At 34.2% G+C, this 25,288-nt stretch carries 25 protein-coding genes; 7 read left to right on the top strand and 18 right to left on the bottom strand.

Annotated features, from left to right (window positions below):
* Position 1: 1 nt before the first annotated feature.
* From MKY70_RS09270 to MKY70_RS09255, 4 genes are all read right to left on the bottom strand, one after another.
* On the bottom strand, positions 2-1,300 hold the full coding sequence (locus MKY70_RS09270) for an ATP-binding protein (protein WP_088031582.1): 1,299 nt from the start codon (positions 1,298-1,300) through the stop codon (positions 2-4).
* Between the two features lie 63 nt (positions 1,301-1,363).
* Entirely contained in the window at positions 1,364-3,076 is a 1,713-nt protein-coding gene (gene malS, locus MKY70_RS09265) for an oxaloacetate-decarboxylating malate dehydrogenase (RefSeq protein ID WP_140152320.1), read from the bottom strand.
* A 74-nt stretch (positions 3,077-3,150) separates the two neighbouring features.
* On the bottom strand, positions 3,151-4,590 hold the full coding sequence (aspA, locus tag MKY70_RS09260) for an aspartate ammonia-lyase (RefSeq protein ID WP_088031583.1): 1,440 nt from the start codon (positions 4,588-4,590) through the stop codon (positions 3,151-3,153).
* Between the two features lie 24 nt (positions 4,591-4,614).
* Complete coding sequence (locus tag MKY70_RS09255; protein ID WP_060751549.1) at positions 4,615-5,886, bottom strand: cation:dicarboxylate symporter family transporter; 1,272 nt, start codon at positions 5,884-5,886, stop codon at positions 4,615-4,617.
* 378 nt (positions 5,887-6,264) lie between these two features.
* Between MKY70_RS09255 and pyrH the strand changes: the two genes are divergently transcribed.
* Positions 6,265-7,008 (top strand): UMP kinase, encoded by a 744-nt coding sequence (pyrH, locus tag MKY70_RS09250; RefSeq protein WP_002012233.1) that lies wholly within the window; start codon positions 6,265-6,267, stop codon positions 7,006-7,008.
* Positions 7,009-7,061: 53 nt separating this feature from the next.
* Here pyrH and MKY70_RS09245 read toward each other — a convergent pair whose 3' ends face one another.
* The 6 genes from MKY70_RS09245 to MKY70_RS09220 all read right to left on the bottom strand — a co-directional run bounded on the left by MKY70_RS09245 (position 7,062) and on the right by MKY70_RS09220 (position 13,514).
* Entirely contained in the window at positions 7,062-8,273 is a 1,212-nt protein-coding gene (locus MKY70_RS09245) for a phospholipase D-like domain-containing protein (RefSeq protein WP_341024018.1), read from the bottom strand.
* 129 nt (positions 8,274-8,402) lie between these two features.
* Positions 8,403-9,548, bottom strand: coding sequence for an ABC transporter permease (locus MKY70_RS09240; RefSeq protein ID WP_002086373.1), 1,146 nt, complete (start codon positions 9,546-9,548; stop codon positions 8,403-8,405).
* 1 nt (position 9,549) lies between these two features.
* Positions 9,550-10,659, bottom strand: a complete 1,110-nt coding sequence (locus MKY70_RS09235; RefSeq protein WP_341024016.1) for an ABC transporter permease — start codon at positions 10,657-10,659, stop codon at positions 9,550-9,552.
* A 36-nt stretch (positions 10,660-10,695) separates the two neighbouring features.
* Positions 10,696-11,634, bottom strand: coding sequence for an ABC transporter ATP-binding protein (locus MKY70_RS09230; protein WP_341024015.1), 939 nt, complete (start codon positions 11,632-11,634; stop codon positions 10,696-10,698).
* Between the two features lie 136 nt (positions 11,635-11,770).
* Positions 11,771-12,871: a sensor histidine kinase gene (locus tag MKY70_RS09225; RefSeq protein ID WP_002126710.1), complete on the bottom strand. Its 1,101-nt coding sequence runs from the start codon at positions 12,869-12,871 to the stop codon at positions 11,771-11,773.
* Positions 12,872-12,875: 4 nt separating this feature from the next.
* Entirely contained in the window at positions 12,876-13,514 is a 639-nt protein-coding gene (locus MKY70_RS09220; protein WP_002012250.1) for a response regulator transcription factor, read from the bottom strand.
* Positions 13,515-13,733: 219 nt separating this feature from the next.
* On the opposite strand from MKY70_RS09220, the gene MKY70_RS09215 reads away from it, so the two are divergent.
* From MKY70_RS09215 to exsE, 4 genes are read left to right on the top strand one after another with little or no spacing between them, the layout of a single operon-like run.
* The gene (locus MKY70_RS09215; RefSeq protein ID WP_307897080.1) at positions 13,734-14,279 is read left to right on the top strand and encodes an RNA polymerase sigma factor; all 546 of its coding nucleotides are present in this window, start codon (positions 13,734-13,736) and stop codon (positions 14,277-14,279) included.
* The gene (locus MKY70_RS09210) at positions 14,276-14,719 is read left to right on the top strand and encodes a hypothetical protein (RefSeq protein WP_002126705.1); all 444 of its coding nucleotides are present in this window, start codon (positions 14,276-14,278) and stop codon (positions 14,717-14,719) included. The genes MKY70_RS09215 and MKY70_RS09210 overlap by 4 nt, the downstream gene beginning before the upstream one ends.
* Positions 14,712-15,782, top strand: coding sequence for a hypothetical protein (locus MKY70_RS09205; protein ID WP_016119984.1), 1,071 nt, complete (start codon positions 14,712-14,714; stop codon positions 15,780-15,782). The genes MKY70_RS09210 and MKY70_RS09205 overlap by 8 nt, the downstream gene beginning before the upstream one ends.
* Positions 15,779-16,735, top strand: coding sequence for an exosporium protein ExsE (gene exsE / locus MKY70_RS09200; protein ID WP_002189124.1), 957 nt, complete (start codon positions 15,779-15,781; stop codon positions 16,733-16,735). Before MKY70_RS09205 ends, exsE begins: the two co-directional genes overlap by 4 nt.
* A 30-nt stretch (positions 16,736-16,765) precedes the next feature.
* Here exsE and MKY70_RS09195 read toward each other — a convergent pair whose 3' ends face one another.
* Positions 16,766-18,013 (bottom strand): DUF445 domain-containing protein, encoded by a 1,248-nt coding sequence (locus MKY70_RS09195; protein ID WP_088031589.1) that lies wholly within the window; start codon positions 18,011-18,013, stop codon positions 16,766-16,768.
* Positions 18,014-18,167: 154 nt separating this feature from the next.
* Complete coding sequence (locus tag MKY70_RS09190) at positions 18,168-19,505, bottom strand: D-serine ammonia-lyase (RefSeq protein WP_341024014.1); 1,338 nt, start codon at positions 19,503-19,505, stop codon at positions 18,168-18,170.
* A gap of 149 nt (positions 19,506-19,654) precedes the next feature.
* Here MKY70_RS09190 and MKY70_RS09185 point away from each other — a divergent pair, with 149 nt between their 5' ends.
* On the top strand, positions 19,655-20,200 hold the full coding sequence (locus MKY70_RS09185; RefSeq protein ID WP_002012259.1) for a helix-turn-helix domain-containing protein: 546 nt from the start codon (positions 19,655-19,657) through the stop codon (positions 20,198-20,200).
* Positions 20,201-20,248: 48 nt separating this feature from the next.
* Here the strand turns inward: MKY70_RS09185 and MKY70_RS09180 are convergent, their stop codons facing one another.
* The 6 genes from MKY70_RS09180 to MKY70_RS09155 form a co-directional block, all read right to left on the bottom strand.
* Positions 20,249-20,932 (bottom strand): prolipoprotein diacylglyceryl transferase family protein, encoded by a 684-nt coding sequence (locus MKY70_RS09180; RefSeq protein ID WP_341024011.1) that lies wholly within the window; start codon positions 20,930-20,932, stop codon positions 20,249-20,251.
* Positions 20,933-20,946: 14 nt separating this feature from the next.
* A complete protein-coding gene (locus MKY70_RS09175) occupies positions 20,947-21,501 on the bottom strand; it encodes a TlpA family protein disulfide reductase (protein WP_002031090.1) in 555 nt (184 codons plus the stop codon).
* Between the two features lie 18 nt (positions 21,502-21,519).
* The gene (ccdA, locus tag MKY70_RS09170; RefSeq protein ID WP_131929307.1) at positions 21,520-22,233 is read right to left on the bottom strand and encodes a cytochrome c-type biogenesis protein CcdA; all 714 of its coding nucleotides are present in this window, start codon (positions 22,231-22,233) and stop codon (positions 21,520-21,522) included.
* A 54-nt stretch (positions 22,234-22,287) separates the two neighbouring features.
* Entirely contained in the window at positions 22,288-23,100 is an 813-nt protein-coding gene (locus MKY70_RS09165; RefSeq protein WP_113735570.1) for a M56 family metallopeptidase, read from the bottom strand.
* A gap of 1 nt (position 23,101) precedes the next feature.
* A complete protein-coding gene (locus MKY70_RS09160) occupies positions 23,102-23,518 on the bottom strand; it encodes a BlaI/MecI/CopY family transcriptional regulator (protein WP_107887733.1) in 417 nt (138 codons plus the stop codon).
* Positions 23,519-23,643: 125 nt separating this feature from the next.
* Positions 23,644-24,042, bottom strand: a complete 399-nt coding sequence (locus tag MKY70_RS09155; protein WP_002031084.1) for a DUF3942 family protein — start codon at positions 24,040-24,042, stop codon at positions 23,644-23,646.
* 543 nt (positions 24,043-24,585) lie between these two features.
* Between MKY70_RS09155 and MKY70_RS09150 the strand changes: the two genes are divergently transcribed.
* Entirely contained in the window at positions 24,586-25,284 is a 699-nt protein-coding gene (locus MKY70_RS09150; RefSeq protein WP_002031081.1) for a peptidase E, read from the top strand.
* Positions 25,285-25,288 lie beyond the last annotated feature (4 nt).

The raw sequence follows: 25,288 nt of genomic DNA, 5'->3' as shown, positions 1-25,288 counted from the left end.
TTCATTCTCCTTCCCGCTTTAAACTGCACTCCGGTAAACAAACGACAAACTTACACCCTCCGCCAGTTTCTCGGTCTTCTAATCTCACTTCTCCTCCGAGCTCTGTTACCATTTCGTTTATGTAAGAAAGTCCAATTCCTGTTGATGGTGTTCCCGTTTGATCATACTTTGAAGTAAATCCAGGCTTAAATACTAATTTCTTATATTTTTGTGCAATACCAGGTCCATCATCAATTACTTCAAAGAATATATGGTTATCAAGTTTATATAACTTAATAATAATAACGCCATTATCCGCAATTGCTTCAACTGCATTTGCAACTAAATTATTAAAAATTGATAAGACCGTGTACACATGATATTCTGCATGCTCACCTTCTATATGTTTAGAAAAACGTATATCTTTTCCCAACATTTCAGCGTACTTCTCATTTATTCTCACAATCATTTCCGCAAGCTCATGTCCTTCTACATACTCAGCCACATTTTTATCTAATAACAGTTTAGATAACCCTGCAAAAATTCTTTGATTATCCTTTTTTATTTCATGTACTTCTCCCGCTATTTTCAATGCTGTTTTACTACTCGAATCATCGTTCGCTTGTAAATTCCGATATAATTGATACGCTGTTTGTGTAATTAACTCCGCATTTTGTAACGTTTTTTTCAAATGAACAGATTCCACATATAAGTTAGAAAGATGCAGCAACATTTTTTCATTTTCTTTTCGCACTTGTGATTCTTTTAATTTTGTTTCATACAAGTTCATCATATTTAAAAAACCAAGCGCAAAGAAACTACGAAAAATAGCAATAATAATTAGTTTATTCACTTCAGAAACTGTTATCGTTGTCCCCAGCACTAACATATGATAAAACGCAAGTTCAGACATACTTGCGATAATTTCAATTGTAATTCCAAGACATCCTATCACAATTGGCTTCTGATGAAACTTATTCACCCTACAAAGCGAAAAAAGACTTCCATAAATAAAATAATAAAAGAACACAGGATAACGCAAATAAAATGATTCTGTCATATGGAATGAACCTTGCAATACCCAGTCAAGACATACACGAAATAAGACTACAGATATACCTACAAGAATACCTGCAGCTGCTGCTGGCACTCTTCTTAAAAATAGTAATAAAAAGAAGAAAAGCGGTGTCCCGAAACTAACACGAAACATATCATTAAAAGGATGAAAATTCAGCTCTCCAGCAATCGGAACAACAACCATTAATATAATTAAAAGATACATATCTTTCTTCCATAATTGATTCCAATTCAAAGGTGCCACTTCCTATGCTTTTTTCAATTGTAAAAGTGAAAGCCCGCTTATAATTATAAACGGGCTTTATTTCTATATTCTAACCTTTTCTACCGCTTTTATTTGGCGATACTCCGGTTCCCATATTGCTTCTTTTACTGCAATCTTAATATCGTCATCACTTAAGTTCTCTCTAGCAACACCTTCTGCAACTGCGACTTTCGCTACTTCAATCGCAACCAGTTCAGAGATATTACGTAACTCTTCAACTTCTGGCAAAATAGGCGCTCCTGGCTGACTTGTATCTACCATACTTGCAACTGCTTCTGCTGCTGCTGCGAACATTCCATCCGTCATGACGCTTGCACGAACAACAATTGTACCAAGACCTAGTCCTGGGAAAATAAGTGCGTTATTTGACTGTCCAATCACATACGTTACACCGTTATATGTAACCGGTTCAAACGGACTTCCTGTTGCAACTAATGCTTTTCCTTCTGTCCACTCGATTAAATCTGCTGGTTTCGCTTCAGCAAGTGGCGTTGGATTCGACATTGGTAAAATGATTGGTCTTTCTACGTGAGAAGCCATTTCTTTAATAATTTCCTCTTTAAATGCGCCTGCAACAGTAGATGTACCAATTAAAATTGTCGGTTTTACATGTTTCACAACTTCAGCAAGTCCGATAGCATCATTTTGTTTCCAATCACTTACTTCAGCTTCTTTTCTTGCATATGGAATTTGGAAATCAAGAAGATCTTCCATATTATCTGTAACCAACCCATTACGGTCAATACACCAGAAACGATTATGTGATTCTTCGTCTGATAAGCCGACACGAACCATTGCATCTCTTACTTGATCTGCGATACCGATTCCAGCCGTACCAGCACCAAACACAACTACACGGTGTTCACTTAACGGTACACCAGAAGCTTTTACTGCCGATAATACAGCAGCAAGTGAAACTGCCCCTGTACCTTGAATATCATCATTAAATGTACAAATGTCATGACGATATTTATCTAAAATTTTTCGTGCATTTCGAGAACTGAAGTCTTCCCAATGTAGAAGTGCTTTCGGGAATTGTTTATTTACCGCTTGAACAAACGTATCAATAAATTCATCGTAAGCTCCACCTGTTATACGAGGGTGACGATTTCCAATATAAAATGGATTGTTTAATAATTCCTCACGATTTGTACCTACATCTAAAATTACCGGTAATACACGGCTAGGATCGATTCCAACTGCGGCCGTATATACAGCCAATTTCCCGATTGCGATGTTAATTCCACCAACACCCCAATCACCAATTCCTAATATACCTTCTCCATCCGTTACAACGACTAAATCAATGTTTTCAGCTGTTGCACCGATATTTGCAAATGCATCTTCAATACCTGATGGATCGTTAATTGATAAATAAATGCCACGTGGTTTACGGTATTCATGACTATATCTTTGAATTGCTACACCTACAGTTGGTGTATATACAATCGGTAACATTTCACGTAAATGCTCTGTTAAAATACGATAAAATAACACTTCATTTCGATCATGTAACGCTGTTAAGTATACATTCTTTAATAAATCATCCGGCTGAGAACTAAATTGTTCATACGCTCGGCGTGCTTGTTCTTCTAACGTTAAAACCGCTGGCGGTAATAACCCTTTTAAACCTAACTCTTCTCTTTCCTCTTGTGTGAAAGCTACCCCTTTATTTAAAAGTGGTGTTGATAATACTTCTGCTCCTCTTAATGTTGTTTCTAATGCACCATTAGAAGCCACTGTAAACTTACTCATAACATCCCTACCTCTATTCATATATAGCATTTCTATATTGTAAACAAAAAAGAGGGGATTGTCCCCCTCTTCTTTTAATTTTTCTTTAAAAGAGTTGCTCCTGCAATCCCTGGGTGTGTCATTTCGAATGGATCTAGAATTAACTCTAATTCTTCTTGTGACAATACACCATTTTTCACACATAGTTCTCGAACGGATTGCCCTGTCGCAATTGCTTCTTTCGCAACGCGAGCTGCTGCTTCATAGCCGATATGAGGGTTCACGGCTGTAATAATTCCTACACTCTTCTCAACGTACTCTTTTAAGCGATCTTCATTCGCTTCAATTCCTTTTAAGCAATTATCTGTAAAGGCACGGAAACCGTTATTCATAATGCTAATAGATTGAAGTAAGTTGAAAACAAGTACTGGTTCCATAACATTTAATTCTAATTGTCCTGCTTCTGAAGCAAGGCAAATTGTATGGTCGTTACCAATTACTTGGAACGCAATTTGATTAATTACTTCTGGCATAACAGGGTTTACTTTCCCTGGCATAATAGATGAACCTGGTTGACGAGCTGGTAGCATAATTTCCGCTAATCCAACGCGTGGACCTGATGCCATTAGACGAAGGTCGTTCGCAATTTTAGACATGTTCATCATACATACTTTAAGTGCTGCAGATACTTCAGTGTACGCATCCGTATTTTGAGTTGCATCTACTAAATCTTCTGCACCAACAAGTGGTAGTTCACTAATTGTAGCTAAATGTTTTACAACTGCTTCAATATATTCTGGATCTGCATTTAAGCCTGTACCAACTGCAGTTGCTCCCATATTTACTTCATATAAATGTTGACGTGATTGCTTGATACGTTTCATGTCACGTTCAAGTACGCGGGAGTATGCTTTAAATTCTTGTCCAAGACGAATTGGCACAGCATCTTGTAAATGTGTACGACCCATTTTAATAACATGATCGAACTGTTCTGCTTTTAATCCAAATACATCATGCATATAACCCATTGTTTGTAATAAGCCTTCTAATGCATTTAATGTTGCAATATGAATCGCTGTTGGGAATGCATCGTTTGTTGATTGCGCCATATTTACATGACTGTTTGGACTAATATAATCATAGTCTCCCTTTTCCATTCCTAATAATTCAAGGGCACGATTGGCAATGACTTCATTTGCGTTCATATTCATTGAAGTACCTGCACCACCTTGAATTGGATCAACGATGAAATGATCATGCCATTTCCCCTCAAGGATTTCTTGTGATGCTTCTGCGATAGCACCACCCTTTTTCAATTCCAATCTTCCTACATCTGCATTAGCAAGTGCTGCCGCTTTTTTTACAATTGCTAACGCTTTAATTAAACCTTCATGGACTTTGTATCCTGTAATCGGGAAATTCTCTACTGCACGCATTGTTTGTACACCGTAGTACGCATAATTTGGTACTTCTTTTTCACCTAAAAAATCTTTTTCGATTCGTACTCCATTTTTAACTTCAGTTAATGTTGCCATGATTACTCACTCCTTAACAATCTCTTACGCTGCTTTTGTTTGTTTGACCGTTTCTACATATTGTTTTGCTTTCTCATCATCGAATTCGCCTTCCCACTTCGACATAACAATGGCAGCTAATGCATTTCCTAATACATTGACAGCTGAGCGAATCATATCTAAAATGCGGTCAATTCCCGCAATTAATGCGATGCCTTCTAGCGGTAAGCCCATTGATCCTAACGTCGCTAATACAACAACGAATGATGCACCCGGAACTCCCGCCATACCTTTGGATGTTAACATGAGAACGAATAATAGCGTTATTTGCTCCGTCAGTGACATGTGTACACCGTACATTTGTGCAACAAACAATGCCGCTAACGCTTGATAAATAGCTGATCCAGTCAAGTTAAATGTATAACCTGTCGGAATTACGAAAGAGGCAACTGCCTTTGGACAACCGAACTCTTCCATTTTTCTCATTATATTAGGTAAAACAGCTTCTGAACTTGCTGTCGTAAATGAAAGAATAAGTTCTTCTTTTAAAATTTTCATTAATGTAAAAATATTTACTCCAACCATTCGCGCATTAATACCTAATACAATCACAACGAATAGTATAACAGTTACGTATACAGCTAGCACTAGTTTTCCTAAAGGAAGTAGTGTTGCTACACCAAATTTTGCAACCGTAACAGCAATTAATGCGAATACACCAAATGGTGCGAATTTCATCACTTGATTTGTAACCCAGAACATCGCTTCGAGCACACCTTCAAAAAAGTTAAAAACAGGCTTTCCTTTTTCTCCGATTGCTGCAACTCCTAAACCGAATAGTACTGAGAAGAATATAATCGGTAATAAGTCACCTTGTGTAATAGACTCAAATATATTTTTCGGCACAATATGAACAATCGTTTCTGCAAAGCCTTTCTTCTCTGTTGCATCTGCCGTTTGTTTATAAGAAGAAATATCACTTTGCTGTAAATTACTCATATCAACGCCAGTACCTGGTTGGAATATATTCGCTGCAAGTAATCCCATTAAAATAGCAATCGTCGTAATAATTTCGAAATAAAGAATTGTCTTACCGCCCAGTTTCCCAAGCTTTTTCATATCGCCTACACCAGCTACCGCAACAATTAATGCTGAAATAACAATTGGTACTACAATCATCTTAATTAAGTGAATAAATATATCCCCAATTGGTGTGATATAAGAAATCGCCGTTTTATTGCCATAAAAGATTGCCCCTACTACAATCCCTAAAACAAGCGCGACAAAAATTTGTGTTGCCAATCCGAATTTTTTCATTTATGTTCATCCCCTTCATGCGAACGCTTTCAATTTGAATTTATAAAAGCTACTCACACATCATATAAGCGAACCTACAAAATCATACAAAAACCTACAAGTTCGTCACAAAAAATTCAAATTTATTTCTTATAATATTCATTGACACTTTTTTATAAAAAAGAAATAAAATAACCTTGATAAAACATCAGATTATTTCGTATAATCTAAAAGATATACGTATTCTAAATAAATGGGGATGAAAAGGAGTGGATGTTATGAAAAATCACGTGAAGAAGTTCATCATATCTATTTCTTTTCTATTTCATTTTCTTACGAAGGAACAAAGGCATTCGCCTTTGTTCCTTTTTTATTGCAATCTATATAGGGGGAATTGTTATGAAACCATATAAACGCGTCCTAATTAAACTAAGTGGCGGCGCACTTGCTGATCAATCTGGAAATAGCTTTAACTCCAAACGATTAGAACATATCGCAAACGAAATAATATCCATTATTGACCTAGATATCGAAGTATCCATTGTCATCGGCGGCGGTAACATTTTCAGAGGTCATCTAGCTGAAGAATGGGGAATTGATCGTGTAGAAGCTGATAATATCGGTACGCTAGGTACGATTATTAACAGCTTAATGCTTCGCGGCGTTTTAACAAGTAAAACAGATAGAGAAGTACGCGTTATGACTTCCATCCCTTTTAATGCAGTAGCTGAACCATATATTCGCCTACGTGCAGTACATCATTTAGATAACGGTTATGTTGTCATATTCGGTGGTGGTAACGGGCAACCATTCGTTACGACAGATTACCCAAGTGTACAAAGAGCCATTGAAATGAATAGCGACGCCATTTTAGTCGCAAAACAAGGAGTAGACGGTGTCTTTACAAGTGATCCGAAACATAACAAATCAGCGAAAATGTACAGTAAACTGAACTATAACGATATTGTTAGGCAAAACATACAAGTAATGGATCAAGCAGCTTTATTGCTTGCTCGAGATTATAATTTACCGGCACACGTCTTTAACTTTGATGAGCCTGGCGTTATGAAAAGAATTTGTTTAGGTGAACATGTTGGGACGTTGATTAATGATGATGTTTCGATGCTTGTGCATGAAAAATAGTATTTTTCATTAACAAAGGGTGCCTTTTATAGACACCCTTTGTTCGTTAATCGTCACAAATAAAAATCAACCCATCCAACTACTTTCTCCTTACAACGCTCCCAGAAAGATAAGTTGTCAAAAAATTCTTCTGTCATCTCTTTCGAATCATCAATGTCTTGCGTTAACGCCGCATTCACTTGCGCTATAATAGATCCACCATGAATATACAAATTCATCTCATCATTTATATAGAAGCTACGCGCAGTAAAGTTTGTAGTACCGATAACAGTTAATTCATTATCAATAAGCATTAACTTTCCATGAAACATCCCTTTTTTATAACCGTATACCGTAATCCCATTATTAACAGCTTGACGGATGTAAGGGTATGCAGCCTCTTTAATGAGAGGAATATCTGGTTTATATGACCATAGTATTTTTACTGTAACACCACGTTTTTGCGCTCCAATTAAAGCATTCATTAATTCTTTATTTTTCGCTATAAAATAAGGTGTTGTAATTACAATTGAATGCTTCGCTTGTTTTATTAACTCTACATATTTTTCAGCGACATGATGCCCATTGTAACTAACCATAGTATGTAACGTGTTCCCTTTACTAGCCTTATTCGTACTCCTCTTTATATCTTCTTTCGCATCTCGTTTCCAATCTAAAGCGAATTGCTCTTCTAAATCTTTTGCTCCTTCTCCTCTGAGTCGTACATGATAATCACGCCAGTATCCAAATTTCTTATCTTTCCCTAAATATTCATCTCCTATATTAAAGCCACCCGTATAGCCAATTTCCCCATCAATCGTCGTAATACGACGATGATTACGATGGTGAAGTGAATAAAATCCGAATGGCAATTCAGGTTTTCTACTGTATGTAAAATGAACACCACTTTCCTGTAATTCTTTTTTCATCTTTCTTTCAAATGATAAATCATTAATTAAATCAACCGATAAATATACGTTTACTCCTTCTTTCGCTTTCTCTTTTAATAAGTTTAAAAAAGTATGGCTACTTTTATCATCCGACAAAATAAAAAAATAAGTGTAAATGGAACTTTTCGCTTCCCTTATATCAGTAAACAACTGTTTATAAAACGACTTCCCTTCTACATATAATTGAAAGTCACTATAATGAGGTGCATACTCTGTCGGCATATTTTTCCCAGCTTCCATTTTCCTTCCTAAAGTAACATCGATATGCATCCAAATTAAAATAAAAACGAAAATAGCAATAATAATAGAAGTAACTCGCAATATTTTTTTAATCATTTTGATTTCCTTCCGCTCATATTACTTACTATTTCGTAGTGTTTCATTAAATTATTTTTTCATACGAAATGTCTTTCTTACTTTTATTTGCGAATACAAAAAGGCGTGGCATTACGCCACACCTTTTCATTAAATGAAGTTCCTTGCATCATTATTTCTTCCAAATTTATAAATAGCAATTAAGAAGAATGCTATCGCAAAAGCAAATAAGATTAAAATATTTAAATACAACTCAGAAAATGGAATGCCTTGCTGTAGTTTTGAAATCGTATCTAGTAACCAACGCTGCGGAAGGAAATCAGCTACTTTTTGTACTGCTTTCGGCATAATGTCGTACGGGAAATAACATCCAGCAAGTAAACATGTTGGTACTATTACTATATTTTGCATTGCATTTGAAGCAGTTGAACTTTTTGAAAAAGACACAATGACTAACGATAAACCAATTGCAATTAAAGCGAATATCATAAGCACACCAATCATAACTATGAAAGGCATATTTATAGTTGTGTGAAAAACATTCGTCATAAAGAATACTGCAATTACAATTTGTACTGTTAATATCATCATATTTACTGCGACATTAGATAATATAAATTTCTTTCCGTCAATCGGCGTTGATAATAATCTAAAATACGTTCTGTTCTCTTTTTCTTTTAAAATAAATCCTGATAAGTTCACTGCTGAAAATAACATAAACATAATAAGATAACCCATCGTTTGATTTGTCATATCTTTATTTTTTGAAGTATCTTCAAGTGTCTCAGACTTTACTTTAAATGAACTTTTTTGATAACCAGCGTACATACTATTAAACGTACTTTGATCGGCCCCTGCCACTTTACTAATCGCAGCGATGTTATCAACATAGTTATATAAATACGATTTTATAAATCCTGTTACTTGATCGCCTTTAATCGATGAAATCTCAATATGACTCGGTTTCCCTTCTCGAACACTTTCAGAAAAACCAGACTGTAATGTAATAACACCATCAAGTTTTTTTGAAGTGAGTTTATCTTCCACTTCAGATTCCTTAATTTTACTAACATTTACATGATTGAGTCCTTCTAAAAATTTCACTGTATCATTTGCGATAGGTTGATTTTCTTTATTTATAACCCCAATATTTAACGTTCCTTGCCCTACATTCCCATATATCGAAAAGGAAATGAGCGTTCCTATTATCGGCAAGCTAATAATAATGAGTAGCCCCTTTTTATTTTTCAGAAGCACAGATAACGTTTTTTGTATGAGCCATAAAATATCTTTCATACTATAGCCCCTCCCGTCTACGTAATGCAATAATCGCAATTAATAAGAAGATTGCTGAAATCCCAAGATTTAAAGATATTACCGGCAGTGCCGCTCCTACATCATTTGCATAAATGATTTTCATAATAGCTGTGTTTGCCCACGTTAATGGTGATAAATTCGTAACGGAATTTTCTTCCACTACGAAATACGCACCACCAAAAATAGAAGCTAATTGCACAACAACCATAATAATCGCTCTAGATGCCTCACCTGTTTTTGTAATATATCCGATTCCTAAACCGAAGCTAATTGCTAAAAAGACTTCTGTTAGTAAAATAATAAATATGATTCCAATATGGTCGCCCCAATTCGCTTGAAAAACAAATTTACTAAATAAAACGACAAGTAATAGACAAAGTGCATTCGCTACAAGACTACCGAGCACTTTCCCAATGAAAATTTCAGCCTTACTTATAGGTGCTGCAATTAAACGATCTCCTGTTTTACGTATTCGTTCTCCTCTAATTAAAAAACTCGCCCCCATTGCAGCGTACAGTGCAATCATCGTCGTCATTACAACCGCATAGTAATCCATAGAACCTGGTTTTTTAGCCGCTTGTAAAGATGTTTCTTTAATATAATCATTATGATTTCCGTTTGAAATAACTGCGCTAACCTTACTCGGATCTACTTTTGCAACTTCGGCCACTACGTTGTACTTATCAACAAATGTTGTAAGCATGCCTTCCACAATACTTCCCTCAATACTACTTTTGTCACTTCCATAAAATTTTGCACCATCTTTATTTAACTCTACATAAGCAGCATATTTATTTTGCTTCACTTCTTCTTTCCCATCTATACCTTCGGAAGCTTTTTTAAAATGAATACCTGATTTATCGACTTCTTTCGTAAATGCTTCAAATAATTGAGAAAACGTGCTACTTGCTTCATCTTTATATAGCACTTGTATATCCTTAAACGATTGACTATCGCTATTAAATGCATTCGTTAACGCTGTTCCTAACACAAGCATAAGTACAATCGGAAATGCTAACATAAAAACTAAAGTTCTTACGTCCCTGAAATCTCTTTTAATGTGCATCACTGCAATGTTAAAGATGTTCAATTGATGAACCTCCCTTTACCTTTTCTTCATTTACCTTTATTTATCTCGTAAGTTTCTTCCGGTTAACGTAAGAAATACTGTCTCTAAGTTTGGAGCCTGCTCCTCTAACGAACGAATTTCAATGTCATGATTAATGAAATGCTGAATAATTTTATTTAAATTATTTAATCCTGCATCCGAGTTTACCTTGATTACGTTATCTTCAATTTGAACAGCTTTCACACCATTTATCTCTTTTAAATTTTCTACATCTAAATTTTCTACTGACTTTACTTCAATCCAAATATCTTTCGTATCTGTAATAATCGCTTTTAACTGTTCTTTCGTTCCTTCTGAAATTACTTTACCGTGATCGACAATTGCTATTTTCGTACAAATCTCTTCTACTTCTTCCATGTAGTGACTCGTATAAATAATCGTACTTCCCATTTCATTTAATTTTCGGACAGACTGAAGAATGTAGTTCCTTGACTGCGGATCAATTCCAACTGTCGGTTCATCCATAATAATTAACTTCGGTCTATGAGCGATTGCACAAGCGATATTCAGTCTTCGTTTCATCCCGCCAGAAAAGTTTTTCGGATAACTTTTATGTTTATCACTAAGGCCTACAAATTGAAGTGCTTCCTCTACTCTCGCTTTTAGCTCGGCTCCTCGTAATCCATACAATCCAGCAAAGAATTTCACATTTTCATAGGCAGTTAACTCTTCATAAATCGCAATATCTTGCGGAACGATACCGATATTCATTTTCGCAAATCGATTATGTTTCTTTATATTTTTTCCTAGTATGCTAATTTCACCTTCATTACTTCTTAACAAACCAGCAATCATATTAATTGTTGTACTTTTACCAGCACCATTTGATCCTAAAAAGCCAAATATCTCTCCTTCTTTAATAGATAAAGACATATTATCTACTGCGATGAAGTCACCAAATTTTTTCGTTAAATTTTTAATTTCCAATGTATTCATCATTTCACCCCTATTTCGGTTTCTCTGCTTTTATTATAAACAAAAAGAATGAACCTGCTCAGTGCAGAAGTTCACCCTTTTCACATGAGATTATTCACTTTTTTCATATGAGATGATTCATCCTCGTCTCATCCTCTTATATCGGCAATAACATTGTTACTGAAAAACCACTTGTTCCATCTACAATAATTTTTCCGTTTACAGACGCTGTTCGCTCCTCCATCCCCATAATACCGAGACCTTTCTTAACAAGAGCTGCACCTTTACCATTATCCTTCACTTGTACTTTCACCATCTTGTTCAGTACATGAATATCGATTGAAATGACTGTCGCATCAGCATATTTCATCGCATTTGTTAACGCCTCTGTAACGTTTTCACCGATAATTTTCCACTGAATGGGAGAAATCATATCTAAGTTACCTTTATAAACGAAAGGAATATTCATATCATGCTTACCGGCAAATTCCTCTATGAATAATTTCATACGATGAATGCCAATTTGCTCAGTTGATGGCTTCATATTTTTTAATGTAATCCGAATGCTTTCAATTCCATCTTTTGAAATATGAATGGCATTTTGTAATAACTCCGCAGATTTTTCTTTATCTATTTCCATTAATCTCTTTGCTGCTTCCATTTGAATTAGTGCACCTGTCATTGAGTGACCGATTTTATCATGAATTTCTTGAGATAGTCGATTTCTTTCCTCTAATTTAAATGTGTATTCAGATTGCCTTATGTAATCTTTATTTTCATTTAAGCTTTTCGTAAGTCTTTGTATGTCTTTTCTCATTTTATCATTTTGCATTTCTAGTTTTAATAATCGTGCTATATAGCGATGAGCTATCGTTAAGGAAAAAAAACAAAATGCACTAATAAGTCCATACGTCATTTGAATACCTTCACCTATAAAAATAATAGGAAGAATCATAATGAAAAAGATTAACCATTTCTTTTTTATGTAATAATTTGCAATTTCATATAAGTTCAAAGGTAAAAACAAAATAAAAAACGGATGAACCTTCCATGTAAATAACATAACTACGCCAATTGACACACAAGTTAATATGTTTTTGTACGTATCTTTTTTAAATATAGAGATCAACACATTGACAGAAAGATATAAAAGCAAAGTAAGTATAATCCACGGTAAGTTCGTAACATTTAAATGAATGTAGCTAAACACTATATATAAAAAGACAATAAGTTTACTTACAGTTAACCAAAATTCCATAACATTAATCTACTTTCCCTGTTAAGTAATAAATCGCAATTTGCGTGCGATGTTCTAGTCCAGTTTTCCCTAAAACTGATGTAATATAATTTGCAATCGTTCCTTCAGATATGAAAAGTTGCTTCGAAATTTCTTTATTTGAGAAACCTTTCGCAATTAATGCGATAATACTAAGCTCTCTTTCTGTGAAAAGGCTCTTATCAATTTTAGATTCTTCCTCTTTACTTTCCATTAAATTAGACTTAATTTTATCAAGCACTACATCTTGCATAACAGTTTGACCGTTATAAACTCCTTTTATCGCATCACGTATACGCTCCGGATCATTATTTTTTAATAAATAACCTTTCGCTCCGTTTTTTACTGCGTCCAAAATATATTCATCATCATCAAATGTCGTTAAAATGAGAGGCTTCGTTTTTGTCTCTTCACAAATTAACTTCGTCGCCTCTACCCCGTTCATGTTTGGCATACGAACATCTAAAAGCGCAATATCAACTTCATACTTTTTACAATACGCTACAGCTTCTTTTCCATCATTTACGGTATCTAATACTTCAAACTCTTCATATGTATTTAAAATAATTTTCATACCTTCTCTAATAAAAGAATTATCATCGGCTATTAATATTTTAATTTTCATGTTTGTTAGTATGGACCTTATCCTACTAACATTCACATCCTTTCTCCATGTAGCATTTCCTCTTTGCTCATTATATACTTCTCTTTACCATTTTTTCACACCTTTTTCATATAGCCCTCCTGCTAAAAATATATTATTCTTTTTTTATAACATGTGTAGGGTGACTTATCATTTCTTACGTCTATATAATAGAATGCGTCAAAAAGGAGGGAGAGACCGATTGAGGAAAAACAATTAGTTGCAAAAGCACAGCAAGGAAGCGAACATGCTTTTCGTATCCTTGTACAAACATATCGTCATTATATTTTTCAAGTTATCTTTTCCATTTTAAGACATGAAGAAGATGCTAAAGATGTTACACAAGAAGTATTCGTAAAAATTCACGCCTCTCTCCCAAATTATCAATTTCGCGGATTAAAAACGTGGATGGCACGTATTGCCACCAATCACGCTATTGATTATAAGAGAAAAAAAGCTAGAGAAAACGAAGAACTCTCCTTATGTAAAGAAACTGCGGAAAATATAAAATCCTCTCATAATATTGAGGCATTATTATTGACGAAAGAGCAAAAATTACTCATTGCTCAAAAACTGCGAGAACTTCCCGACAATTACCGTGACGTCGTTCTCGCACATTACTTAGAAGAAAAAAGTTATCAAGAAATTGCTTTGCAAGAAAATATTGAAGTGAAAACAGTCGAAATGAAACTGTATCGGGCAAGAAAATGGATTAAAAAACATTGGAAGGAGGAAGAGTTTCTATGATGCATTATTCAAAAGAAGATTGGCGCAATTATACATTAGATGTTATATCAAACAATGAACGTGAATCTATGGAAGAACATCTTTATGAATGTGATCATTGTTTAGCACTTTATATGGAAAGTATTGATGAACAACACGAAAACCTTCCAATGATAAATGATGATTCATTTACGAACGAAGTTATGACGCAAATTAATTTTGAAACGTTACAGCCTAATGAAAATATAAAAACAAACTCACTAAAGCGCACAATTATTCACTACATAATTGCGACTGCGGCTACAATTATTTTTATGGTAAGTGGTTTATTCCAGTATATTTTCACAGCGACATCAAATTTCGAGAAATCTTCAAAACATAACGAGTCTTCTATCTCACAACAAATTGTAAACAAATCGGTAGACACATCAAAAAAGGACGGAGGTTCAAAGCATGAATAAAAATCCCTTTTTAGCACTTGTGTTAGGGCTAATTCCTGGGCTTGGACATTTATATTTAAAGAAATTCGGACGATTTATTTTATATAGCGGCGGGGCTTTATTTCTATTTATCTTTGCAGCATTTTGTACAATAGCATTAGGAGCGCGTGATATTGCTTTTCTTTCTCTATTTTTACTAGTCGTGTTATGGGCGATCAATTTATTAGATTTAGTTATCACTATTATTAATCAATCGAAAAAACAAGCAGCCGGAGAATTTACAGAGTCCTCTAAAGAAAGCGAACGATTTTATATCATTCTTCTATCAATCATTCCTGGGCTTGGTCATTTTCAATTAGGACTTATGCAGCGAGGACTTACATTTTTAGTAGCTTGTACAGGAATAGGAAGTATGATTATATTCGTTGCACTCTTAACATCTCAAGAAAGTTTTCTCATCTTCCTTATTACGCTACCTGTTTTATGGATTTATAACTTCTTTGATGTTGTTCAACAACTACAGAAAAAAGAACGCGGAGAGCAACTAGATGACCGTACTATTTTCGAAGAGTTTGAAGAGCACCGAGAACAAGGAAAGAAAAATAAAACATTCGCTTCCATTTTAGCAATGTTTCCTGGAGCAGGACATATGTATTTAGGCTTACAGCGCCGTGGTCTTCAGCTTATGGCAGCCTTTTTACTATCTATTTATTTGCTCGACTTATTAAGACTTTCTGCGTTTTTATTTTTAGTACCAATCATTTGGTTCTATAGCTTTTTTGATGCGTTACAGCAAACTGCAAAATACGGAAAAGAACGTGTAAATGACGAACCTATCATTGACTATTTTATAAATCATCAAAGATGGATCGGTATTGGGTTAATTACACTCGGTGGTTATTATTTATTAGATCAAACAGTCCTTCCTATTTTGAATGACTATTTTGCAACTATATTTAATATTCATCTTAGCGAACTATATTATCGCTATTTCCAAACATCTATCGTTGCTCTCCTTTTAATTGGTGGCGGCTTTAAATTATTACTTGGAAATAAAGAAAACAAAGGTGGTACAAACGAATGAGAACATGGCGCGTTGGAACATTCTCAATGGGGCTCTCCATTATTACATTAGGTTGCTTTTTACTATTTTCAGTCGTAAAAGGAGTTCAAGCATTAGATACATTAACAGCATGGTGGCCTGTTTTACTTATCATACTTGGCGCTGAAATTTTACTATACCTTCTATTTTCTAAGAAGGAACATTCATTTATTAAATATGATATTTTTAGTATTTTCTTTATCGGAGTTTTAGGAAGTGTTGGAATTGCTTTTTACTGCTTATTATCAACTGGATTGCTAGAAGAAGTTCGTCATTCTATTAACACAACTAGACAAACGAGTAATATTCCAGACGGACAACTTGATATACCTGAATCTATCAAAAAAATCGTAGTGGATGCGGGGCATCACCCTCTAACGATAGAGGGAAATAATACAAATCAAATTCATCTTTTTGGAACATATGAAATGACGACAAAGGCAAATGAAAAACCTAATTTAAAACAAGAGGATTTCCTTTCAGTTCAAACGGCTGGAGAAACGATGTATATAACGTTAAAACCATTACCGGTTCAGCATACGTTTTTTAACTTCGCACCACAGGTGAAACAAACACTCGTTCTTCCGCAAAATAAAAATGTAGAGATCCGCGCTTCGAATAACGAACTATCTCTTTATCCAGGTCAATTACAAAATAATTGGTTTGTACAAAACAGTTCAAACGTATCTGTTCATTTAACTAAAGAAAGTGATGTTTCTTTAACAGCCGTAACAAATCAAAAAGAAACTCACGGAAACACACCTTGGGAACAAGTAGAAGATTTAGCGAAAAAAGAAAATAATTCTTCAGAAGAAAATCCAGAATTAAATGGGCAAGAACATTGGTATAAAAACTCGATAAAAACAGGAAATGGAACGTACAAATTAAATATTGAGAAAGCTTATAATTTAAATATGAGCGTTATCGAAAAATAAGAAACCTTCCACAATTGTGGAAGGTTTTTCTCATATAATCGCTTTTATTCCTTCTAAAATTAATCCAATCATAAAACCACAAACAGCCCCGTTCACACGAATCCACTGCAAATCTTTACCGACATTATTTTCAATCATTTCGATTAATGTTTTATCATCTAACTTATCAAGGTTTTCTTGCACAAGCTTTCCAATTTTCGAATGATTCTTTTCAACAATAGTAACAACTTGTTTTTGTAACCAATCTTCTATTTTTTGAACAGTCAATTCGTCTTCTTTTATTTTATTCATTTGTGTTTGTAAGAATGGAACAACATATTTATCAGCAAATTCTTCATTCTTCACAAAAGTAACTGCCCTACTCTGTACTTGCTCTAGCATCTCTTTTATTTTGTCAGTAGCATCCCAATTTGCAATCCATTTTTCTTTCCACTTCTCTAATTCCTGTAATAAAGATTCATTTTCTTTTACATTTATAATCTCTTGACGAATTTTCGCTAATATAAGTTGCCTTGTGCTATTATCTGCATCTTGTAAGCTGTTAATATTGCTAATGATAAACTTCTGCAAAATGCCGCCGATTTTATCCTCATCAACAATATTCATAAACGATTTCAAAGTAAACTGTAGGAATCCATCTACTTTTATGTTTTCCATCGCCTTCATGCCTAAGCTTCCGAGCTGATAACGTGCTTCATCTTGAGCTGTCCAATCTTTCACTTTTACTAATATGTAATCAAGTGTTTTTTCATCATATTCTTGCACTACTAATTGATCCACGAGAACTTGTAATATGTTACTTGTATTAATTGTATGCAAATACGTTTTTAATTCTTTTTCAATAATAACTGCTAATTTTTCCGTATCTATTTGAAGAATCGCTTTCTCAGCAATTGTTACAATCCCTTTTTTCACAGCGTCAGACTGTAACTCTTTCTCAGCAATTTGCAGTACCATTTGCGCTAGCTGCATTTCTTTTACTTTACTTGTAATACTGTCTTTCGTCAGCCATTCATTTTCTAACGTAGAAACGAGTCCCTTTGTTACCCGCTTACGATTTTTCGGTAATAATGCTGTATGTGGAATTGGGATTCCTAACGGATGACGAAATAAAGCTGTAACCGCAAACCAATCCGCAAGTCCACCAACTAACCCAGCTTCAAATCCACCTTGTATAATTTCTCCAGCTACCGTTCCTTGAAAAGGGATTGAAGCCGCAAAACCTACGCCCATAACCCCAAGCGAAATACCCGCTATATATTTAGTCTGTAATGACATCGTATACACATCCTCTTATTATGTAAAATAAAGCTTTTTTGTTATATTTATTCGATATTAGCAATCCTTTATATCTATACTATAATGAACTAATGCGAAAATAACAAAGAATTTTATGCACATGAAAAAAATGAGGCTGTAAATAGCCTCATTTTTATTTTAACGTTAATTCCAAACCTTTCTTATAATACCCATTCATCACGTCTTCCGGAACCATACTCCCACCAGTTCCCCACACAATATGAGTACCTTTCTTCACCTTCTCTGTTAACTGTTGTTTTTGTAAATACTCATTTTCAGCTTTACATACATTCAACGGCCCTATCATACCCGCTAATGCAGAAGGCTCTAAATAAATATTTTCAGTATCAGCCAGTTCTTTTAATAATCTATATAACTCCTCATCACTTACTGTGTAATTTCCACTCAAAAATGGTTCCATCGTTTTACCGACAAATCCAGATGGTCTTCCTACCGCAAGTCCATCCGCATCGGTTACATTATCAATTCCGATATCTTGAACGGCAATTTTATCGTGAAGCCCTGTCATTAAACCGAGTAACATACACGGAGAGTGCGTAGGCTCCGCAAAGAAACAGTGTACGTTGTCTTTATACAATAACTTTAAACCAAATGCTACTCCGCCAGGCCCACCACCTACCCCGCACGGAAGATAAACGAATAAAGGGTATTCTTCATCTACTACAATCTCTAACTCTTCTAATTGTTTTTGTAAACGTGACGCTGCTACTGCGTATCCTAAAAATAAATCATGCGAGTTTTCATCATCAACAAAATAACAGCTAGGATCTGCATCTGCTTGCAGTCTTCCTTCTTCTACTGCTTTACTATAATCAGCTTCATATTCAATAACGTTTACACCTTTACTTCTTAATAAATCTTTTTTCCATTCTTTTGCGTCTGCCGACATATGAACAGTCACATTAAAACCTAATTTCGCACTCATAATACCGATGCTAAGCCCTAAATTTCCAGTAGAACCTACTGCAATTGAATACTTCGCAAAAAAACCTCTAAATCTATCACTATCTAAAATTGAATAATCATCTTTCCCTGTTAACATTCCATGCTGAAGTGCCAGTTGCTCTGCATGTTTCAGCACTTCGTATATTCCGCCTCTAGCTTTTATTGATCCTGATATCGGAAGCCCGCTATCACATTTTAATAGTAATTCCCCTAAAATAGGCTTCCCATAACTTTTCTCTAAAGATTGTTTCATAGAAGAGATTTTCACTAAAGGTGATTCTATAATACCGCCTGTTTCTTTCGTTTCAGGAAATACTTTCGCAATATATGGTGCAAAACGCTTTAATCTCTCTTCCGCGTCTTTTACATGTTCTTCATTAAGTGGCGAATTTTTTATTGCTGTTTCATACTTTTCCATATTCGGGTTTATCCAAAATACTTCTTCTGTTGCGATTAAGTTATTTACTAGTGGATATTGCTCTTTTAATGCCTCTATCTCCTTCATTCCTCTTCCTCCTCATATCCTTGTAGATAGCCATATAATAAATTATAATTAATTTAATTTTAATATAGTTTAACATAAATAATTCATTTTAGTTAATTTCAATTTAATTTATTTAAATATAATTTAATAATTATTAAGGAGCATTTATAATGGAAAATATAGATATTGGTAAAAAGATTGAAAAACAAAGAAAAGAAAAAGGATTAACTAGTAAAGAATTAGCAAAGATGGCCGAAATCACACCATCAATGCTTAGTCAAATTGAACGTGGTTCTGCTAACCCTTCTATTCAAACATTAAAGGTACTTGCAAAAGCTCTTGATGTTCCAACATTTAGTTTTTTACTTGAAGAAAATAATACAGACGATTTAATTGTACGTTCTCATAAAAGAAAAAAAATGATTATCGATAATTTATCATATGAATTGTTATCACCTGATTTCACAGGAAATTTAGCAACAGCAATTATGACTATCCCACCGAATACTGCTTCATCAGAAAATGTTCTAGAACATAAAGGAGAAGAATTAGCATTTGTATTAGATGGAAAAATCACATTGCACTTAAATGAAGAAGAATACACATTAGAAACTGGTGATAGCGTAAAAATACCAGCTTATTTAAAACATAAATGGGTAAATCAATTCGAGAAAAATGCGATTGTTTTATTTTCTGTTACTCCGCCGATTTTTTAATTCATATGATGATACAAAAATAGCCATGCTCTCCGTGCATGGCTACTTTTATTTTTTTGGTACTAACAAAATCCCTAAGCTAATAACAAAAAAACTGAGTATTTGCTGTATTGAAAGACCAAATAGAACTGAATTTTGTTCACTAATAAGTGAAATAATGATATGAGCAATTCCCTCGCAAATTAGAAAAAAGCTTATATTCTTTCCATTTCCTAATCTTTCATTTTTAATCCATAACGAGCCAATTATACCGAGTGCGAGTATAATCTCATACATAAAAATAGGATGATACAAAAATTTTGATTCATATATTTTCATCCCCCACGGCAGTGTCGTTTGTGCACCTACTTCTTGATGGAATATAAAATAAAAGATTATACTCACGCAAAATCCAAAAGGTAATATATCAAGTAAAATCCGAAGAGAAAATTGCTCTTTTTTACTTTTCCAAACAATATATATACTCGCAATTACGCATCCTACTATAATATGCTGAATACTTCCTACAGCTAATAATGCTGGCATTGGCGCCCCAATGGCCCATACCGGATTTAAAATTGCCGGTGCGAATTTCCATACTAATACAATGATAAGAAAGCCATTCGTTACTGCATCCATCATTTTTTCATATTGAATATTTTGCTTTTTCATCCTTAGTTTCATTAGAGTAAATCCAAATAAACTTCCTATTATAAGAGAAACGGGTTGTAACCTCACCATCCACTCCATCACTATGAAATCCCCTCTTAATTCTCAATTATTTTCTTAAACTTCTCTTCTAATTGATCTGGAGGTAATACACCTCGTGCATGATCTACAATAATTCCATCTTTATTAACAAAAAATGTCGTTGGTAAAGAGAATACTTTATAATCTATTCCAGCTACTCCGTCCATATCTAATAGAACAGGAAATTTAAATCCGTGACGATCTGCAAATGCGCTCGCTTCTTGTACTGGATCCCCGATTGTTGCATTTACCGCAAAGATTTCAACATCCTCCTTATATTTATCATACAAACGAACTAGATCAGGAGCCTCCATTTCACATGGACCACACCATGATGCCCAAAAATTAATAACATATGGTTTTCCCTTTGCATCATTTAACGAATAAAGCTTCCCATCTAATCCTTTTAATGTTATGTTCGGCGCTTTAAATCCCACTTGTGGTAATACTTCCTTCTCTTGTAACTCCGCTTGTTTCGCTTTTCTTTCTTTTTCTTCTTTCTTAGTATTATAAAAGTTAACTCCTGCCCAAATTAGTGCCCCAGCTAGTATAATAGCAATTAGTTTCTTCACTTTTCTTCCTCCTCATTTCTAAAATCCCGTAAATCCGCCGAATAGACGAATAAAGAACGCTGTAATTTTCGTCATTTGATTTGTATATAATAAAACCCCTGTTAAAATCATCATTCCACCGCCGATTTTCATCATGACATTGGCATAAGTAACAATCCATTTTACCTTTCCAATAAAAAATGCCATCACGAAAAACGGAACTGCAAAGCCAAGAGTATATGCCGTAATATAAAGAAGCGCACTTTCAGGATTGGTCGCTCCGAGCATAAGTACTGCAGAAAATATCGGACCAACACACGGTGTCCATCCTGCTGCATATGTCATACCAACCAAAATCGAGCGAATATAGCCTGTCGATTTACTTCTATACTGCACTTTTTTCTCTGCCATAAGCCACTTAGGCTGAAACAATCCAGTCATAAATAACCCCATCAAAACAATAAAAATTCCACCAATTTGCTGAATCAATCGTTGATTAGATGAAAAAGTAATCCCAATCCAACTCACCGATAAACCTAACGCATAAAATATAACCGAGAAACCGATCATAAAAAATACTGTATGTATAATCGCTGATTTTTGCATAATTCCACGATTTTCTTTTAAATCTTGAATAGACACACCTGTAATATATGATAAATAAGATGGATATAGCGGTAAAGAACATGGTGATATAAATGAAAGTATCCCAGCCCCTACTACTAGCCAAATTGTTAAATCCGCCGCATTCATTTTATTCCTCCTAGATACACTACAATGCGTAGTGTTAATTATTAAAAAAAGAGGCTATATACACTCTCCGACAATAAGTACAATCGACATACAAAATAGCCCTAACGTTACATATACTGAATTTGTATGTAATGGCATATTCAGCTTAACAACTTTCTCATTCAACACTTGCTCAATTCGTAAATTAATTGCGGTTTTTGCAAACGACGCTGTAATACATTGATTTTCCATCGTTTTTATTTTAATTAACTTTAATAATGCACTACCTAGCTCAAATGAAGATTTCATTTTTTGCATCGCATATTTATCAGCTGATAGCTCTTGATATACATGATAACGCTGCAGCATCCCTTTTAATATAGGAATATACATCATTCCCTCAGCTAACAAGGTAAAGAAAAATAACTTTAATGGATCTCGATTTTTTTGATGATATTCCTCATGTAAAACAATCGCATCAATTTCTTCCTCAGAAAATGTCTGAAACATTCCTTCTGAAATGACAATTTTCGGTCGAAATAATCCAATTGTAAATGCCGTAATCTGTAACGTTGATAATACGTACACTTGCTTTCCTTTTCTAGTAATAGACACGAGATTTCTTTTCAATTTTTTACTATAAAAAAATTGCTTCCAAATTCTTTTACTCATAATGATTACAGTAAATAACAGTAATCCGGCTATCATTATACGAAGTATTGATAGTTCCCTCATATGTTTTTGTAATTCAAATAAACAAAATTGCGAAAGGAAAAATGCTTTATTTTGAAAAAGAAATGGGTATGTAACGTAGTATACTAACATGCTTAAAAAAAGCACACTAATAGTCACTGCTAACAAAACGATTTTACGCATTTGCCACTTCATTTTATCGGTCCTCTTTTTTTAGCTGACTTAATTTCTCTTCTAATTTTTTTATTAAAGATGGATCAGCTTGTTCTAACTCATCTATCATATGGTTCACAACAAGATCTCCAAATTCACCCATTAATTCCTGTGTCATTTTCTTCGTTTGATTAGATAAAAATTCTTCCTTCGTTTGTGTAGTACGATACATACCACTTCTTTTCACGATATGCTTTTCTAAATGTGCTTTCTCTACTAATCTGTTCATAACTGTCATTACAGTATTAAAATTCACCGGGGATTCTTCACTTAATTTCTGTTGCACATCTTTAATGGTAATACCCTCAGTAGCCCAAACAATCTCCATTATTTTCGCTTCAAGCGGTCCGAAAAAGTGATTTAACCCATGCTCATTTAACTTGTAGTTTTGAGTAAACATCGTATGGCCCCTTTCACACTACAAATTGTAGTACAAAATATATAGAAGGTCAAATATAAATGATATTAACTGATACTTAAATGAATCCTAATCTCCACTAATTAGTTATCTGTACCACGTTCGATTCATTGTAGACCTAACTTCTCTCCAAATGTATCATAGAGATAATATTCTAATATTTGTACACTAAATTTCTCATTACGCCCAAGTGCAAATAATTCCCGATCTTTAGCTACGATAGTATCTAATGGAATCACCACATTATCCACTATTTTTGTAATTTCAATTATATTACTTTCTACGTTTACTTCTGTTTTAAATTCAATATTTTCTAATACTATATGTGAACGTCTTCCTGATGCAAAAAAAGTAAAGTTAGGGTTTTTAAAAATTCCAATTTCACTCTCTAACGGATATAAATATTTATAAATTATATCTCTGTGTCCATCTTTTATTATTTTTTCATCTTTTTCATCATCTAAATATTCTTTCACCTTCGCTGCGAACTCAAATCGAAAATCCACTCTTTCACGCTCCCTCTTTTTAGTCTACGCTAATAAATATATTAATATAATTTAACTATATTATAAAATAAGTTCCTACAAAAAGTAAAAAACACTTTTGTAAAACTTTTGGTATTCCCTGTACTTTTTAAATATAAATACTCTTTCAACATTCATTAGTACGTCGTTATATTCATTTAAACATATTGTTCCCATATTTTGAAACAATATTTTCCAGTATTATATATCAATAAAGTGAAACTTTAATCAATTGGGATTTTGTTCATCCCCCATTGATTATTAGCCCACACCAATCGGGCGTTTACGGGCAGCAGGGCTCCCACCTAACTGCTTTGCTCCAATCGAATTTTGAGGCGGGAGTTTACTGCCCGCAAATAGCGGGATAAACTGCTTCTAATTCCTTTCTATCCACAGCTATCGACTCCTTATGCTATTTCAATATATTGTTCACTTTATTTCCCCTTATTCATTAAATCACAGAAGGAATGTAACTCCCCACTATCGAATTTTTACATAACAAATATTATTAGGTGGTGCTTTACTATGAAATTAGCTGTCATTGGTGGCGGTGATTTACAAGATCCAAATCACTTGCATATTAATGAACGACTTATAGAATTAACGAATAAACAATACCCAAAAGTATTATTCATTCCTACAGCTAGTCGTGATGATGAAGGATATATAAAGTTATTTTTAGCAACATTTGAAAAGCAATTACATTGTGAGGTTCAAATTTTACGCATTTCAACCGAAACACCTACTAAATATGAAATAGATGAGATGATTCATTCTGCCGATTTAATTTACCTTGGCGGTGGAAATTACGTTCACATGCTTGAACAATGGAAAGAACATAAACTAGATGAAAAGTTACTATTTGCTTTAAAACGTGGAACACTTATTGCAGGATATAGTGCCGGTGCTATGTGCTGGTTCACATCTAGCATTCGTTCAGATTATGAAGGTTCCGGTTATATAGAAAGTAGTGGCTGGGGTATTGTTAACAAAAGATTTTGCCCCCATTACAATCAATTAAATAGAATGAATGCCTTCCATACGTTTTTACAAACTCACCAAGGTAATATAGAAGGTATTGCATTAGAAGATAATTGCGCTTTATATATTACAGAAGGTTCATTTGAAATTATCGGTGAGCCAGATACAGCTTGGGAGTTTTATATGAATAATGGAGAACTCATTAGACAACATTTTGACATAACTTTAAAAAGTTATTTATAAGCAT

Origin of the sequence: Bacillus sp. FSL R9-9492, from assembly GCF_038007365.1 — a bacterium.
Lineage (GTDB): Bacteria > Bacillota > Bacilli > Bacillales > Bacillaceae_G > Bacillus_A > Bacillus_A mycoides.
This window is presented reverse-complemented; position numbering and strand designations above follow the sequence as displayed.

Coding starts and splice junctions, on each gene's coding strand:
- MKY70_RS09245 (WP_341024018.1), bottom strand. CDS start 8,273: ATGATTAAAAAAATATTGCGAGTTACTTCTATTATTATTGCTATTTTC.
- ccdA (WP_131929307.1), bottom strand. CDS start 22,233: ATGAATGCGGCGGATTTAACAATTTGGCTAGTAGTAGGGGCTGGGATA.
- MKY70_RS09190 (WP_341024014.1), bottom strand. CDS start 19,505: ATGAAGGAGATAGAGGCATTAAAAGAGCAATATCCACTAGTAAATAAC.
- exsE (WP_002189124.1), top strand. CDS start 15,779: ATGAGAACATGGCGCGTTGGAACATTCTCAATGGGGCTCTCCATTATT.
- MKY70_RS09255 (WP_060751549.1), bottom strand. CDS start 5,886: ATGAAAAAATTCGGATTGGCAACACAAATTTTTGTCGCGCTTGTTTTA.
- MKY70_RS09240 (WP_002086373.1), bottom strand. CDS start 9,548: ATGAAAGATATTTTATGGCTCATACAAAAAACGTTATCTGTGCTTCTG.
- MKY70_RS09230 (WP_341024015.1), bottom strand. CDS start 11,634: ATGAATACATTGGAAATTAAAAATTTAACGAAAAAATTTGGTGACTTC.
- MKY70_RS09220 (WP_002012250.1), bottom strand. CDS start 13,514: ATGAAAATTAAAATATTAATAGCCGATGATAATTCTTTTATTAGAGAA.
- pyrH (WP_002012233.1), top strand. CDS start 6,265: ATGAAACCATATAAACGCGTCCTAATTAAACTAAGTGGCGGCGCACTT.
- MKY70_RS09185 (WP_002012259.1), top strand. CDS start 19,655: ATGGAAAATATAGATATTGGTAAAAAGATTGAAAAACAAAGAAAAGAA.
- MKY70_RS09195 (WP_088031589.1), bottom strand. CDS start 18,013: ATGTCATTACAGACTAAATATATAGCGGGTATTTCGCTTGGGGTTATG.
- aspA (WP_088031583.1), bottom strand. CDS start 4,590: ATGGCAACATTAACTGAAGTTAAAAATGGAGTACGAATCGAAAAAGAT.
- malS (WP_140152320.1), bottom strand. CDS start 3,076: ATGAGTAAGTTTACAGTGGCTTCTAATGGTGCATTAGAAACAACATTA.
- MKY70_RS09205 (WP_016119984.1), top strand. CDS start 14,712: ATGAATAAAAATCCCTTTTTAGCACTTGTGTTAGGGCTAATTCCTGGG.
- MKY70_RS09150 (WP_002031081.1), top strand. CDS start 24,586: ATGAAATTAGCTGTCATTGGTGGCGGTGATTTACAAGATCCAAATCAC.
- MKY70_RS09160 (WP_107887733.1), bottom strand. CDS start 23,518: ATGTTTACTCAAAACTACAAGTTAAATGAGCATGGGTTAAATCACTTT.
- MKY70_RS09210 (WP_002126705.1), top strand. CDS start 14,276: ATGATGCATTATTCAAAAGAAGATTGGCGCAATTATACATTAGATGTT.
- MKY70_RS09225 (WP_002126710.1), bottom strand. CDS start 12,871: ATGGAATTTTGGTTAACTGTAAGTAAACTTATTGTCTTTTTATATATA.
- MKY70_RS09165 (WP_113735570.1), bottom strand. CDS start 23,100: ATGAAGTGGCAAATGCGTAAAATCGTTTTGTTAGCAGTGACTATTAGT.